At 47.1% G+C, this 13,146-nt stretch carries 13 protein-coding genes and 1 pseudogene; 7 read left to right on the top strand and 7 right to left on the bottom strand.

Going from position 1 to position 13,146, the window contains the following annotated elements; genetic code table 11:
- Genes mtgA through mpl form a run of 6 tightly spaced genes read right to left on the bottom strand, consistent with a single transcriptional unit; the run spans window position 1 to window position 6,687 of the window.
- Window positions 1-744, bottom strand: coding sequence for a monofunctional biosynthetic peptidoglycan transglycosylase (gene mtgA / locus FD967_RS01140; protein WP_215326260.1), 744 nt, complete (start codon window positions 742-744; stop codon window positions 1-3).
- A gap of 17 nt (window positions 745-761) precedes the next feature.
- Complete coding sequence (aroE, locus tag FD967_RS01135; RefSeq protein ID WP_215326259.1) at window positions 762-1,670, bottom strand: shikimate dehydrogenase; 909 nt, start codon at window positions 1,668-1,670, stop codon at window positions 762-764.
- 41 nt (window positions 1,671-1,711) lie between these two features.
- Window positions 1,712-2,572 (bottom strand): energy transducer TonB, encoded by an 861-nt coding sequence (locus FD967_RS01130; RefSeq protein WP_215326258.1) that lies wholly within the window; start codon window positions 2,570-2,572, stop codon window positions 1,712-1,714.
- Window positions 2,556-4,544 (bottom strand): ribonuclease catalytic domain-containing protein, encoded by a 1,989-nt coding sequence (locus FD967_RS01125; protein ID WP_215326257.1) that lies wholly within the window; start codon window positions 4,542-4,544, stop codon window positions 2,556-2,558. The genes FD967_RS01130 and FD967_RS01125 overlap by 17 nt, the downstream gene beginning before the upstream one ends.
- Before the next feature lie 2 nt (window positions 4,545-4,546).
- On the bottom strand, window positions 4,547-5,275 hold the full coding sequence (gene fabG / locus FD967_RS01120; RefSeq protein WP_215327117.1) for a 3-oxoacyl-ACP reductase FabG: 729 nt from the start codon (window positions 5,273-5,275) through the stop codon (window positions 4,547-4,549).
- 5 nt (window positions 5,276-5,280) lie between these two features.
- Complete coding sequence (mpl, locus tag FD967_RS01115) at window positions 5,281-6,687, bottom strand: UDP-N-acetylmuramate:L-alanyl-gamma-D-glutamyl-meso-diaminopimelate ligase (RefSeq protein WP_215326256.1); 1,407 nt, start codon at window positions 6,685-6,687, stop codon at window positions 5,281-5,283.
- 26 nt (window positions 6,688-6,713) lie between these two features.
- Here mpl and FD967_RS01110 point away from each other — a divergent pair, with 26 nt between their 5' ends.
- The 7 genes and pseudogenes from FD967_RS01110 (at window position 6,714) to FD967_RS01085 (ending at window position 12,456) form a co-directional block, all read left to right on the top strand.
- Window positions 6,714-7,241 carry a TlpA disulfide reductase family protein gene (locus tag FD967_RS01110; RefSeq protein ID WP_215326255.1) on the top strand — a complete coding sequence of 176 codons (528 nt, stop codon included), beginning with the start codon at window positions 6,714-6,716 and terminating at the stop codon, window positions 7,239-7,241.
- A 248-nt stretch (window positions 7,242-7,489) separates the two neighbouring features.
- Window positions 7,490-7,939, top strand: coding sequence for a type II 3-dehydroquinate dehydratase (gene aroQ, locus FD967_RS01105; RefSeq protein ID WP_215326254.1), 450 nt, complete (start codon window positions 7,490-7,492; stop codon window positions 7,937-7,939).
- Window positions 7,940-7,975: 36 nt separating this feature from the next.
- Window positions 7,976-8,440: an acetyl-CoA carboxylase biotin carboxyl carrier protein gene (gene accB, locus FD967_RS01100; protein WP_215326253.1), complete on the top strand. Its 465-nt coding sequence runs from the start codon at window positions 7,976-7,978 to the stop codon at window positions 8,438-8,440.
- Window positions 8,441-8,492: 52 nt separating this feature from the next.
- Window positions 8,493-9,857: an acetyl-CoA carboxylase biotin carboxylase subunit gene (gene accC, locus FD967_RS01095; RefSeq protein WP_215326251.1), complete on the top strand. Its 1,365-nt coding sequence runs from the start codon at window positions 8,493-8,495 to the stop codon at window positions 9,855-9,857.
- A gap of 34 nt (window positions 9,858-9,891) precedes the next feature.
- A pseudogene (gene prmA / locus FD967_RS10760) lies at window positions 9,892-10,812 on the top strand (50S ribosomal protein L11 methyltransferase); the annotation flags it as partial.
- On the top strand, window positions 10,801-11,439 hold the full coding sequence (locus FD967_RS10755; RefSeq protein WP_251369108.1) for a DUF3426 domain-containing protein: 639 nt from the start codon (window positions 10,801-10,803) through the stop codon (window positions 11,437-11,439). The pseudogene prmA and the gene FD967_RS10755, both read left to right, overlap by 12 nt.
- Before the next feature lie 57 nt (window positions 11,440-11,496).
- A complete protein-coding gene (locus FD967_RS01085; RefSeq protein ID WP_215326249.1) occupies window positions 11,497-12,456 on the top strand; it encodes a carbohydrate kinase family protein in 960 nt (319 codons plus the stop codon).
- Between the two features lie 203 nt (window positions 12,457-12,659).
- On the opposite strand, the gene FD967_RS01080 is transcribed toward FD967_RS01085, so the two are convergent.
- Window positions 12,660-12,932 carry a hypothetical protein gene (locus FD967_RS01080; RefSeq protein WP_371819303.1) on the bottom strand — a complete coding sequence of 91 codons (273 nt, stop codon included), beginning with the start codon at window positions 12,930-12,932 and terminating at the stop codon, window positions 12,660-12,662.
- Between the last annotated feature and the right edge of the window lie 214 nt (window positions 12,933-13,146).

Below are 13,146 nucleotides of genomic sequence, written 5' to 3'. Positions count from 1 at the left end.
CTAGCGCGCTTTTGGTTTCTGAATAGGTGCCAACGCTACCCTATCCATATTTTCTAAAATAAAGTCTTGCCGTGTGGGGAAGTGAATATTCGCCTTACGGCAATACTGCACTTTGTCAAAACACTTCGGCGCAGGTAAAGCTGATGCTAAGGCTGCAGCCTGTTCGCGATCAAGCGATGCCGGTCTGATTCCATAGTAGTGCTGAGAAGCTGCGCCAATACCAAAGATGCCCTCTCCCCACTCCACTGAATTCAGATAGATTTCATAAAGGCGTTGCTTGGGAAGCATTGCCTCCAACAAACCCGTAATGATGAGCTCCTGAGCTTTGCGAAAATAATTCTGCTCGGAAGATAGAAAAAGATTTTTTGCTAACTGCTGTGTGATCGTAGAGCCCCCACGCAAAGCAGTTTTGGATTTACCGCTACCCTGTTGATTAAGTTGTGAATTTTTGGCCCATGCCTTTTTCATATCCTCAACCCGTACACCCATATGCTGAAAGAAGATATCGTCTTCACTGACTAAAACAGCACGTTTGAGATTGGCAGAGATTTTGTCGTAAGGAACCCAAGATGATTGCACTGGGCAAGACCAAGACAGGCCGCAAATGCGCCAACGTTCAGCCCTCTGAAATGCAGTACTACTAGGGTCCAGCACTACCCATAACCCAATCTGAATGACAAAGTACATTTGCATGGCAATAAAACTACCTAGCAAACATTTCAGAAAGTAAGAAAACCAACGCATTAAAGCTTAGCTAGAAATTAGGAAGTGCGAAGTTCTGCCAATACAGCGCGAGAATCGATCGCATTAGCAAGCTGGGCACCACGCCAAATTAAGAAAGCATCTGCGGCTTGCTCAACCAACATACCCAAGCCATCGCTAACTCGTGCGCCGCGATGCAGTGCTTGCTGCATCAAGGTAGTGACTTTGCCGTAGACCATATCGTAAGCAAAAGACTTTGGGGTAAATACATTGCTTGCTGCGGCATCGCTAATAGGAGATTCATTAGATAACCCAGCGGCAGTAGCATTAATAATGAGATCAAAAGGAGATGTGGTCTTACTTACACTTTCCAGCTCGCTCAAAGTCACTGCCGTCAATATAACTTGTAGAGAGCGAGCCAAATCACTAAATAATTGAACCAACTCGTCGGCCTTAGCATTGGATCGATTGGCAATGATTAATTCTCCAGGCGATTGCTCTAATAAAGGGCCAAGCACTCCGCGAGAAGCGCCACCCGCTCCTAATAATAAAATTCGGGAGCCCTTAATCTGAATACCTTGTGCCAATAAGTCTCTGACTAAGCCAGCGCCATCGGTATTGTCACCAAAGATTTTTCCATCTTGAATACGCAAAGTATTAACAGCACCAGCGAGCTGTGCGCGCGGTGTTAATACATCTGCAAGAGCTTGGGCATCCAATTTAAATGGCACGGTGACATTCATACCCTTGCCGCCAGCAGCAAAGAAAGCTTGCGCAGCGGTTTTGAATTCACCAAGTTCGGGCTGTAAATGCCCGTAATACATTTTCTGATTTGACTGTTCAGCAAACCGTTTATGAATAGCAGGCGATTTACTGTGTGAGATCGGATTACCGGCGACCGCATAGACATCCACATCAGGAAATTGGGCGGGATCAGTATGCAATTGGGCAGAAGTAACTTGACTCATAGTAACTACAGGATAAGCGAAATTGAGTTGTGTCTTCTGAATTAAGGACGCAAATCTAAGCGATCAGATCCATCCCGCGTGAAATCAAAAGTAGAAACCCAATCCAGGATATCAATCTGGTTACGCATTTCTGCGGGGAAAGCTCCAAAGGGGGTAGAAGCACGAACAATCGCTAAGGCCTGACGATCCAGCTCGGGATTGCCAGAGCTTCGTCCAATACTCAAACCATCCTTACCTTGAGCGTTATTGGCAATGCGCCCTTGAGCATCTACGCTCACCACAATGACCAAACTTCCGTATAGAGGCCTGCCGTTAGCCCGCGGGAAAAATGCACTGCCATAAGCCTCTATCTTTTGACGCATAGCATCGTAATACTGCGCAAATACAACCGCTTTCGTACTAGCTCCGGTCAAGACTTGACGACGAGGCTCGCGACCATTGGCCTGCAAACGCTTAGCTAGCTCAGCCTCCAAAGAATTCAGCTGAGGTGTCACTTGTTTCTCATCTCCACTTTTACGACCGCCCGAGAGCGCTCGATCCGCTTCAAGCTTGGCCAACAGTTGCTTTTGTTGTTTTTCTAAAACCTCGAGACGGGCATCTGCACCGAGTCTTGCCTGATGGAGCGCGCTAGCATCTTGATTGAGGGTGTTGCCACCTCCATGCACATCTGCTTGGGCTAATTTATTGGCCTGCTTGGGTGCCACTTGATTACTAGCATTCACCAAGACAACGCTGAGAGATGTGTTTAGACGACGATTTTCTATTTCTCCTATGCCCCAGCGGAAGGATAGAAAGAGGAGGTGAACCAAAATCGAGAGGCCTAGGGCATAGCGAAATAAGTGGCGTCGCCAACTACCATCTAAGCGCCGTACTATCTGAGTCAGATTAGGCGGGACTTGCATCACTCTCAGGAACTTCTGGGGTTTCAATATGAAGAACCCGAACCCCGGCAGTGAGTTGCAAGAGGTCTACATCAGCCACACTCACTTCAGCTCGAGTCATACGTGGATGGGTCGCCAACTCGGGAACTGGGAGATGTAATGGGACTGGCTCCACTCGAGACATGCCTTCCTTGAGATGTCTCACAAAGACTTGCTTAGGAACTTCATCCTGAGAGACCCAGCGCAAGCACCAATATTTCTCAAGGCGATCTTGATATTCACCATAGGCAGAATAGCAAGCTTCAAAGTCGGCGGCGATACCCATTAATGCAGCATCACGTGGAGGAAACGGTGCCACCATTTTGGCGGTAATGCCATGTTTTGCTATAGCGATTAATTGCCATTGATTGACTAAATCTGAGTAACGGCGCAAAGGTGAAGTACACCAGGCGTAATACTCCAAACCCAACCCTTCATGTGGACCAGGCGTGGTCTGCATGCGGGTGCGCAAAGGACCCCAACCTTTTTGAGTACGGAACAAACCAGGTATCCCATGATCCGCCAATAAGCGTCCTGAAGCACTATTGCAATAAATCATCCACTCAGCAACGATGGTATCGAGGATGGAGCCGCGTTGACGAGGAGTAATCTCCACTCTCTGTGCGCCATCAAGTTCTTTAATTTGAAAATGAAAGTCTCTGGCTAAGGCATTGGGATCCAAGATCCCTAATTGCTCAGCACGCAACCCATTAATTACACGCTGCTCTTGGCGCCCTGCATGCAATAACTTTGCTGCTGCCCACAAAACACTGAGCTCTTGACGATAAGCATAGTCAGCAGATTCATCAACCAAGCTTTCTTCTGTCACCAAATGCTCTAAGTGCTCTAAGCGAAGATTAGCCCCCATCGGAACCATCTCAGCGCGTAACTGCAGAGTCTCTTTATCTACAACTCCAGTTGGATCAATATCTACATAAATCGATAAAGATGGGCGAGCAGCGCCCTCATCCAATGAGAACTGGGTAATCACCGAATCGGGCAACATCGTAATCTTGTCGCCAGGGAAATACACGGTAGACATACGAGTGCGCGCGACTTTATCTAAAGCATCGTCCTTAGCAATCACTAAGCCAGGCGCTGCAATATGAATACCAACACGATGGCCGCCACCCTCGAGCGCAGTGACTGATAAAGCATCATCAATTTCAGTAGTGCCTGAGTCATCTATTGAGAACGCAGTTACTTCAGCGATAGGCAATTCTGAAATAGCGGCATCTAAAGCAGCTTGATCAACCGCCAAACTTAGGTCATGTGCAGCGCCCTGAGGGAAATGCGCTTTTAAGAACATCCCTTGGTGATATTGCAAAGGTGAGTCAATCGCACCACAGCGGATCATGAGCTGCGCAGGTGATTCCCCTGACTCAGTACACGCTGCAATCAATGCTTTGTAAGCAGAGGTATTTTTATCCGGAGAAAACAAAAGTTGATTTGCCTGAGACTGAAGCATCTCTGGAAAAATGCCAGCCACCAGTTCTTGCTGCCATGCAGTCTGCTGCCCTAATTCTTTTTGCTTGCGCTCGAGCGCAGCCAAACCAGCCTGCAGTTGTTCTAGCGGTGCCCTTTGAAAACGTCCGCGCCCTTTACGACGGAAAAATACTGGCGCGCCCTGTAACGCAATGGCTAATGCAGTCTGCTGCGGAATGCTGGCTTGTGCGCCAAAGTACTCTTGGGCAACATCCACCAAGCCAAACTCCTCCTCAGGTGCGCAATCCCATAAAAACTGCAGATCAATCTCTTCAGATAAAGTGTTTGCCTCATCCATTAAGGCTTGTGGTTCTGGCTTTTCAAAACGGAGCCAAACTTCTTTAGCTTTTAACTTAATCTTTTTCCCAGATAGACTAGTTGCTTGCCAAGATTGGGCATCTCCAGCGCCCGAAGCAGACTGAACCGTAGCGACCTTGATGTCGCCACCCTCTTCATATAAAAGATGCATGTTTAGAGGGAGATCCCGCCACTGGCCTCAAGTGCAACACCATTCACATAGCTAGCCTCATCACTCGCTAAGAATAAATACACGTTAGCCATTTCCTCTGGAGTGCCCAAGCGACCAAGCCAACTGCGCTTCTCAATATCTTTCAGAATATTTTCTGGCATAGCTTTGACCATCTCAGTGGCAATAAAGCCTGGGCATACTGCATTTACCCGAATGCCTTTTGGACCCAATTCACGCGCCCAGGTTTTAGTGAAGCCAATCACTCCAAACTTGGTTGCTGAGTAATTAGTCTGTCCAAAGTTTCCATAAATGCCCACTACGCTAGAGGCATTGACGACAGCGCCTTTGCCTGCCTCCAACATATGCGGCACGACCAATTGCGTGCAATTAAAGACACCCTTGAGGTTGACATCAATCACTGTATCAAATTGCGCCTCCGTCATTTTGACTAAGCGCGCGTCTTGAGTGATGCCAGCGTTATTTATCAAAATATCAATACGTCCATGGCATTGCATGATTTGACCAACAACCGCTTCAACACTCGCACGATCAGTCACGTTCATGACATAAGCCTCTGAGCCAGGAATAAGATCCGCAGCAGCTTTCACCGCCTCGGGATTCACATCGGCAATCATGACCTTTGCACCTTCTTGCGCAAAACGTTTTGCAGTTGCAAAACCAATGCCTTTCGCAGCACCAGTAATGATAGCTACTTTATCTTTTAGTCTCATACTCATCATTTTGCTTTCTCTTGTATTGCAGTCAATATTTTTCGGTGTACTCCACCAAAGCCGCCATTACTCATCACCAAAATATGATCGCCAGGCTTGGCCTCTTTTGATACTGCATTTACTAGGGCACTTAAATCATCAAAGGCCAAGGCACGATCCTTTTCTTTAGAATTGAGTGGGGCTAAGACTTCATTTAAATCCCAACCTAAAGAATCCTTACCTGTGCTAGCGCCGTAGGCAAAAATCTTGTCGGCAGCTTCCAAACTATTGGGCAGTTGCGCTTTCATCACCCCGAGCTTCATCGTATTGGAGCGAGGTTCTAATACTGCCAAAATTCGTGACTGCCTTACTCGGCGACGCAAGCCATCTACCGTAGTAATAATTGCGGTTGGGTGATGCGCAAAGTCATCGTATACGGTTATTCCATTTGCGACACCAATCGTCTCTAAACGACGCTTCACATTTTTGAACTCAGCTAAAGCGCGCGCGGCATCGGCTGGCGTAATGCCAATATGATTTGCTGACGCAATAGCTGCCAATGCATTGAGTTGATTGTGACGGCCCATAACGCCAGAGTCTGGGGCCCAACTCACTGTGGCAAGCTCCTTACCGTCTTGCAAAACAATGAAGCCATCAGCCTCTTGAGGGATCAAAGACCAGGCATTGTGTTTATCTTGTCCAAACCTTTCAACGGGTGCCCAAGCACCTCTTGCAATGACTCTCTCTAGAGCAGACTCTTCACCGTTGACTACAACGAGACCATTCCCCGGGACGGTGCGCACTAAATGATGAAATTGGGTTTCGATTGCAGCAAGATCAGCAAAAATATCGGCGTGATCAAACTCGAGATTATTTAATAAAGCGGTGCGCGGGCGATAGTGAACAAACTTACTGCGCTTATCAAAAAACGCTGTGTCGTATTCATCAGCTTCGATCACGAAATATTGACTCTCGCCTAAGCGAGCCGAAACTGTGAAATTCAATGGCACGCCACCAATCAAATAACCGGGCTTGTAATGATTGAACTCTAAGATCCAGGCCAGCATGGCGGAGGTGGTGGTTTTGCCGTGCGTACCGGCAACAGCCAAAACATGTCTACCAAAAAGAACTTGCTCGCCCAGCCACTGAGGGCCAGAGGTGTAAGGAAGTCCTTGATTAAGAATAGCCTCCATCAGTGGATTGCCACGAGAAACAACATTACCAATAACAAATAAATCTGGCATCGTCTCAAACTGTAATAATTGATCAGGAGAGAATCCCTCAATGAGCTCAATGCCCTGCGCTTCCAGCTGCGTGCTCATCGGCGGATAAACATTGGCATCGCACCCAGTAACACGATGTCCGGCCTGCCGAGCGATTGCGGCAATGCCGCCCATGAAAGTACCGCAAATGCCCAAGATATGAATATGCATTGGGGAATTTTAGCTAAGGAGCAGCAATGAACCGAAGACAGTGGATCAGCATCATTGGATTTAACCTCGTAGCCCTTGCTGCGGGAGTGGCGACTTCGCAATGGATCTTCAGAACAGAGCTAGCAGACGACCCCGCTATCAAAGCTTTTTTTGCCAACCCATGGCAAACAGCCGATGGAAAATCGGTCGACACCAAAGAATGGCGTGGAAAAGTCCTCGTGGTGAACTTTTGGGCATCCTGGTGCCCTCCCTGCGTTGAAGAAATGCCTACTTTGGACAAATTACAAGCAGAATTCAAGAGTCAAAATGTCTTATTTGTCGGCATCGGCATTGATTCACCCTCTAATATTCGTGAATTCCTTGAAAAAACTCCAGTTTCTTACCCAATTGTCATCGGCGGACTTGAGGGCAACAATATCTCGAAGCAGATGGGGAATGCCCAAGGGGCGCTTCCCTACACCGTCATCATGAATACTAAAGGCAAGGCTACTAGTAGTAAATTAGGAAAGATAAGCGAAGAAGAGCTCAGAAGTGCCATTAAATCGGCTTTATAAGACTTTTTAAATGATCTTTGCAATTACCATTTAGGTCAAAATTAGCAGTTTCTGAGCTGAATCTTGCAATATTTACGCTTTAAATCATAAAAAATAGCCAGTTTATTGCGCCATTTTTGGGCTTGGGGCGGCACTCAGGGGGTATACTTTGGGAGTTAGATGAAGAGGATTCTTCATTAAATAAGCAGTTTTCAGAGACAAGCTTTATTTCCGCAATAAAACCTAACTGCCTCTAAAAATATCGATCTATGTCGAAAAATACTTTAATTCTCGTTATCCAAGGCCCCAACCTCAATCTGTTGGGAACCCGTGAGCCAGAGGTTTACGGCAAAACTACCATGGAAGATATCCATACAAAGCTTGGTGCGATTGCCAAGTCACACTCAGTCGATTTATCCACCTTTCAAAGCAACCATGAAGGCGAGTTGATTGACCGGGTTCAAAAGGCCAAACAAGATGGGGTGGATTTCATCATCATCAATCCAGGCGCTTTTACCCATACCAGCGTTGCCTTGCGTGATGCACTGGCTGGGGTTGCCATACCGTTTACTGAAATACACCTGTCTAACATTCACCAGCGTGAGGAGTTCCGTAAACACTCCTACCTGTCTGATATTGCTACTGGCGTTATCTGCGGTTTGGGCGCCATTGGTTATGAATTAGCACTGCAAGCAGCCATCGCCCGTTTGCAAAAATAAAGATTAATTAAGAATTACCCGAGAGGAAGCCTTTCCATGGACCTAAGAAAACTAAAAACCCTAATAGACCTTGTTTCTGAATCAGGAATTTCTGAATTAGAAGTCAATGAAGGTGAAGATCGTGTTCGCATCGTGAATGCCGGCTCTCCAGCTTATGCTAGTCAAGTGGTTTACGCCAACCCAGCACCTGCTCAAGCTATACAAACCGCTCCTACAACTGCACCAGCAGCTTCTGCACCGGCTACTGAAGAAGCGCCCGCTGAAACTGGTTTTATTGCTCGCTCACCAATGGTCGGCACCTTCTATCGCGCACCAAACCCTGAGTCTCCGGATTTCGTCAAAGTCGGTGACACTGTCAAAGTGGGTCAAACGCTGTGCATTATTGAAGCGATGAAACTGCTCAATGAAATTGAGTCTGAGCAAGCGGGTGTTATTAAACAAATTCTGTGTGAAAACGGTCAAGGCGTTGAATTTGATCAACCGCTGTTCATCATCGCCTAATAGATCTCCCTTTGATCCATTCCAATCCACCGTTACTTAACTCAGAGCCGACATGTTCGATAAGATTCTGATTGCCAATCGCGGAGAAATTGCTCTTCGCATCCAGCGCGCATGTCGCGAGTTGGGAATTAAAACTGTGGTGGTCTACTCGACCGCAGACAAAGAAGCTAAATATGTGAAGCTTGCAGATGAAGCAGTCTGTATTGGACCTGCCCCATCGCCACTAAGCTATCTCAATATGCCTGCCATCATTTCAGCGGCGGAAGTGACGGATGCTGAAGCAATTCACCCAGGCTACGGTTTTCTCTCTGAGAATGCCGACTTTGCAGAACGTGTTGAGAAATCTGGTTTTGCATTCATTGGCCCGACTGCAACCTCAATTCGCCTGATGGGTGATAAGGTTTCAGCCAAGCGTGCCATGATTAAAGCAGGCGTTCCTTGCGTTCCTGGATCGGAAGGCGCCTTACCAAGCGTTCCAAAAGAAATTATTGCCACCGCAAAACGCGTTGGCTATCCAGTCATTATTAAAGCTGCCGGTGGTGGTGGTGGTCGTGGAATGCGTGTCGTACATACCGAAGCCGCCCTTCTCAATGCGGTCAACATGACTAAAGAAGAGGCTGGTCGTGCCTTTGGCAATCCCGAAGTCTATATGGAGAAGTTTTTAGAAAAGCCTCGCCACGTAGAGATCCAGATTTTGGCTGATACCCATGGCAATGCCATTTGGTTAGGTGAGCGTGATTGCTCAATGCAACGTCGTCATCAAAAAGTGATTGAAGAAGCTCCGGCACCCGGTATTGATCGCCGTGCTATCGCCAAAATTGGTGAGCGCTGCGCTGAAGCCTGTAGAAAAATTGCTTACCGTGGCGCTGGTACTTTTGAATTCTTGTACGAAGATGGTGAATTTTTCTTCATTGAGATGAATACCCGCGTTCAAGTAGAGCATCCAGTCACCGAAATGATTACAGGCGTTGATATTGTTCAAGAGCAAATTCGCATCGCTGCTGGCTTAAAACTCAGCTATCGCCAAAAAGACATTGTTTTCCGTGGTCATGCCATCGAATGCCGACTTAATGCAGAGGATCCATTCAAGTTCACACCAAGCCCAGGGAAAATTGGTTCATTCCATATGCCAGGCGGTCCCGGTATTCGTGTCGACTCACACGCCTACAGCGGTTATGTGGTGCCATCGAATTACGACTCTATGATTGGCAAGTTGATTGCTTACGGGAATACTCGCGAGCAAGCGATACGCCGTATGCAGATTGCGCTTTCCGAGATGGTGATCGATGGCATTACAACCAATGTGCCACTGCATCGCGAGCTCATGCTTGATCCGAACTTCATCGAAGGCGGAACCAGCATTCATTATTTGGAGCATCGCCTCGAAGAGCAAGCCGCTAGTCGCGGTAAGCCCTAAGTTGTAGGTCAGTTGATGTCCAGTTGGAGTAAGCATGTCCTATCGTGAACTTATTTTCACGGTCCCGGCAGAGATTGCAGAGCCTTTAGGTGACGCTTTGCTAGAAGTGGGTGCACTCTCCGTTACCGTCGAAGATGATGCTGCTGGCGGTTACGATGAAAATCCACTCTATGGTGAGCCAGGACTCTCGCCAGAAGTTCAAGCTTGGGATCGATCTTCTGTAACTGCACTTTTCAATCCCGAGATTGATGATTCTGATGCAGCGAACTTCATCCCCGAGCTTCTCGCATCTCTTCAGGAAGCGGGATTCAACCTCCCAGCCCCACAAGAAAAGATTGTTGAAGAGCAAGATTGGGTTCGCTTAACCCAAAGTCAATTTGCTCCGATTCAGATTGGTGAGCGTATATGGGTAGTGCCTTCTTGGCATGAAGCGCCTACCGACCCCAACGCAATTTGTTTGGCGGTAGATCCAGGCTTGGCATTTGGCACTGGCAGTCACCCGACTACGCACCTTTGCTTACTTTGGCTTGAACAAAATACCCAGCTTGCCAACCAAAGCTTGCTAGATTACGGCTGTGGATCCGGAATTTTGGCCATTGCTGCCGCAAAACTAGGATGCAAACCCGTAGTTGGCACAGATATTGATCCACAAGCGATGGTTGCAGCACGCAGTAATGCAGAAATCAATCAGACAGTCATTCGTTTTGTCCTGCCCAATGAAAATGCACCAGAACTTTCAGCGGAAACGAAGTACGACATCGTCATGGCCAATATTTTGGCCAATCCATTGCAGGTACTTGCTCCTGCATTAGTCAATAAGATTCTGCCGGGCGGAAAAATTGTGCTCTCGGGCGTGCTTGCGCGCCAAGCAGAGGAAGTGATTGCGACCTACAGCCAATGGTTAAGCCTTTCAGTTTGGAAAGAAAGTGAAGGCTGGGTCTGTTTGCATGGCACACTTCCAAAGCAGGATGCTAAAGCGAGTTCAGCTGACAAAAATAGAGATACTTCAGCTCCGACTCAAAAAAAAAGTCTTAAATTCATTTTTCTCAGTCTTTTCGTCCTTCTGCTCATCATTTGTGGCGAGCATCTTTCCAGAAATTTCCTACTGCCAACATTAGCAACGCGCGTTGATGGCAGCTCCTCTGCGATTGCAACAACTAGTTTTTCTCTTTTGCAGAAGTTGGATGCACAACTGTGTCGTGCACTAGGGTGTGTAAATCGCTCTGTAAGCGATTTTGCTGCTTGGAAAATAACATCGGTTACTCTTTCGCCTGAAAACGTGCAAGAGGGCCTTAAAAACGCTTCAAATCAATCTGTTTTACAAGTTGGAATACAAAATCGTCTTGCCATCCCCGTTTTATTCCCGAATTTAGAAATTTCCCTCACCGATGCAGAGGAATCAGAAATCAAAATGATTCGACTCACTCCGCAAGAATGGTTGCCGACTACTTGGCAAGAGTTGCATCCTGATTTTTTACGTCAAGGCGCCCCTTCCGGTGAAATCTTTTCGCCTGCATTGCCGATTTCCCTCCCGCAAAATGCTGCGGGCTATCGCGTCAGAATTTTTTACCCTGAAAAATAGGCTTCAAATCCTATTCCACACTCATTTCAATTGATTTTTATTAGAAAGTAATTATTTATGGCTAGCTTGATCTGCGGTTCCATCGCTTACGACACCATCATGAACTTTGAAGGCAAATTTGCAGATCAAATTCTGCCAGAGCAAATTCATATCCTCAATGTTGCATTCCTGGTTCCTACAATGCGTCGTGAATTTGGTGGTTGCGCAGGCAATATCGCCTACAACCTCAAACTTCTTGGGGGCGATCCAATCATCATGGCAACAGTAGGAGGAGATGCAGTCCCTTATCTAGATCGCCTGAAGCAACTACAGATTGATGCAACGCATATTTGCCAGATTGAGCAATCATTCACTGCTCAAGCGATGATCACTACCGATCAAGCCAATAATCAAATTACCGCCTTTCATCCAGGCGCCATGAATGAGTCTCACTTAAATCAGGTTTCCACCGTTATTGCGGAGCGCAGCAAGAGCGCTAAAGGTGCCACTAAATTCGGAATCGTTGCCCCAGATGGTCGTCAAGGGATGTGGGAACACTGTCATCAGTTAGCTGAAGCAGGAATTCCATTTGTATTTGATCCGGGACAAGGTTTACCCATGTTCAATGGCTCAGAGCTCCTTGAGCTTGTCGATATTGCAAGCTATCTCGCTGTAAATGACTATGAAGGTGAAATGCTGTCTCAAAGAACCGGCCTGAGCCTAGCAAAAGTAGCTGAAAGAGTAAAAGCATTAATCGTGACTAAGGGCGCTGAAGGTGCGGATATCTACTTTGAAGGTAAATGTATCGCAATTCCGCCGGTACCAGCAGCAAAAGTGGTTGATCCGACCGGTTGCGGTGATGCATTTCGAGGTGGATTACTGTTTGGATTAGAAAATGACATGGATTGGGAAACCACCGGGCGATTAGCTAGCTTGATGGGTTCGATCAAAATCACTCATCAGGGACCACAAAATCACCAAATGAGCAAAGATGAAATCACCGCTCAATTCAAATCTGCATTTGGATTTACCCCCTAAAACCAATAATTACCTGAAGTACTAATAAAAAAGGGATCTCGTGAGAGATCCCTTTGAACTTCACCCGCCTACAAGCAGAGCTTATGGGCGTGTGCCGGTTGGGAAGGGCCAAGCAGCGGCTGGATTCAACGTAGTTGAAGCGGCAGCTTTTTTAGCCACGGGCTTTTTTACAGCTTTGCCCGCTTTCTTCGCAGCAGGCTTACTTACTTTTTTTTTGCAGCTACGCGCTTCTTAGCAGCAGGACGCTTTTTAGCGGCAGGCTTCTTAGCAGCAGCTTTTTTAGCAGCAGGACGCTTTTTAGCGGCAGGCTTCTTCTTAGCAGCAGCTTTTTTAGCAGCAGGACGCTTTTTAGCGGCAGGCTTCTTCTTAGCAGCAGGCTTCTTAGCAGCAGCTTTTTTAGCAGCAGGCTTCTTAGCAGCTACTTTTTTCTTTGCAGCTGGTTTCTTTGCAGCAACTTTCTTCTTGGCGATTGCCATAGTAATGCTCCTTCACGTGAAGATTAGTACAAACTACCGATTAAGAAGACCCGACCATTCATTTCCGCCTGGTTTTGCAACCGATTGGAGCCGACGAGCGAGCCATTCATCGGCGCGCGGCTTGATGCTAAGTGCTGCACGCTAATGAATCTTGGAAAAAAAGCCGTGGCCCCAAAGGGCAACGGCTTCTTAAATTTGCTGGAAAAAATAGAGA

It is taken from the genome of Polynucleobacter sp. JS-Mosq-20-D10 (assembly GCF_018687755.1).
Lineage (GTDB): Bacteria > Pseudomonadota > Gammaproteobacteria > Burkholderiales > Burkholderiaceae > Polynucleobacter.
Note: the sequence above shows the minus strand (reverse complement) of the source record. Positions and strands in the feature narration are given on the sequence as shown.

Bases quoted from the DNA above. Each gene is read 5' to 3' on its own strand.
- mtgA (WP_215326260.1), bottom strand. From the start codon at position 744: ATGCGTTGGTTTTCTTACTTTCTGAAATGTTTGCTAGGTAGTTTTATT.
- aroE (WP_215326259.1), bottom strand. From the start codon at position 1,670: ATGAGTCAAGTTACTTCTGCCCAATTGCATACTGATCCCGCCCAATTT.
- FD967_RS01130 (WP_215326258.1), bottom strand. From the start codon at position 2,572: ATGCAAGTCCCGCCTAATCTGACTCAGATAGTACGGCGCTTAGATGGT.
- FD967_RS01125 (WP_215326257.1), bottom strand. From the start codon at position 4,544: ATGCATCTTTTATATGAAGAGGGTGGCGACATCAAGGTCGCTACGGTT.
- fabG (WP_215327117.1), bottom strand. From the start codon at position 5,275: ATGAGACTAAAAGATAAAGTAGCTATCATTACTGGTGCTGCGAAAGGC.
- mpl (WP_215326256.1), bottom strand. From the start codon at position 6,687: ATGCATATTCATATCTTGGGCATTTGCGGTACTTTCATGGGCGGCATT.
- FD967_RS01110 (WP_215326255.1), top strand. From the start codon at position 6,714: ATGAACCGAAGACAGTGGATCAGCATCATTGGATTTAACCTCGTAGCC.
- aroQ (WP_215326254.1), top strand. From the start codon at position 7,490: ATGTCGAAAAATACTTTAATTCTCGTTATCCAAGGCCCCAACCTCAAT.
- accB (WP_215326253.1), top strand. From the start codon at position 7,976: ATGGACCTAAGAAAACTAAAAACCCTAATAGACCTTGTTTCTGAATCA.
- accC (WP_215326251.1), top strand. From the start codon at position 8,493: ATGTTCGATAAGATTCTGATTGCCAATCGCGGAGAAATTGCTCTTCGC.
- FD967_RS01085 (WP_215326249.1), top strand. From the start codon at position 11,497: ATGGCTAGCTTGATCTGCGGTTCCATCGCTTACGACACCATCATGAAC.
- FD967_RS01080 (WP_371819303.1), bottom strand. From the start codon at position 12,932: ATGGCAATCGCCAAGAAGAAAGTTGCTGCAAAGAAACCAGCTGCAAAG.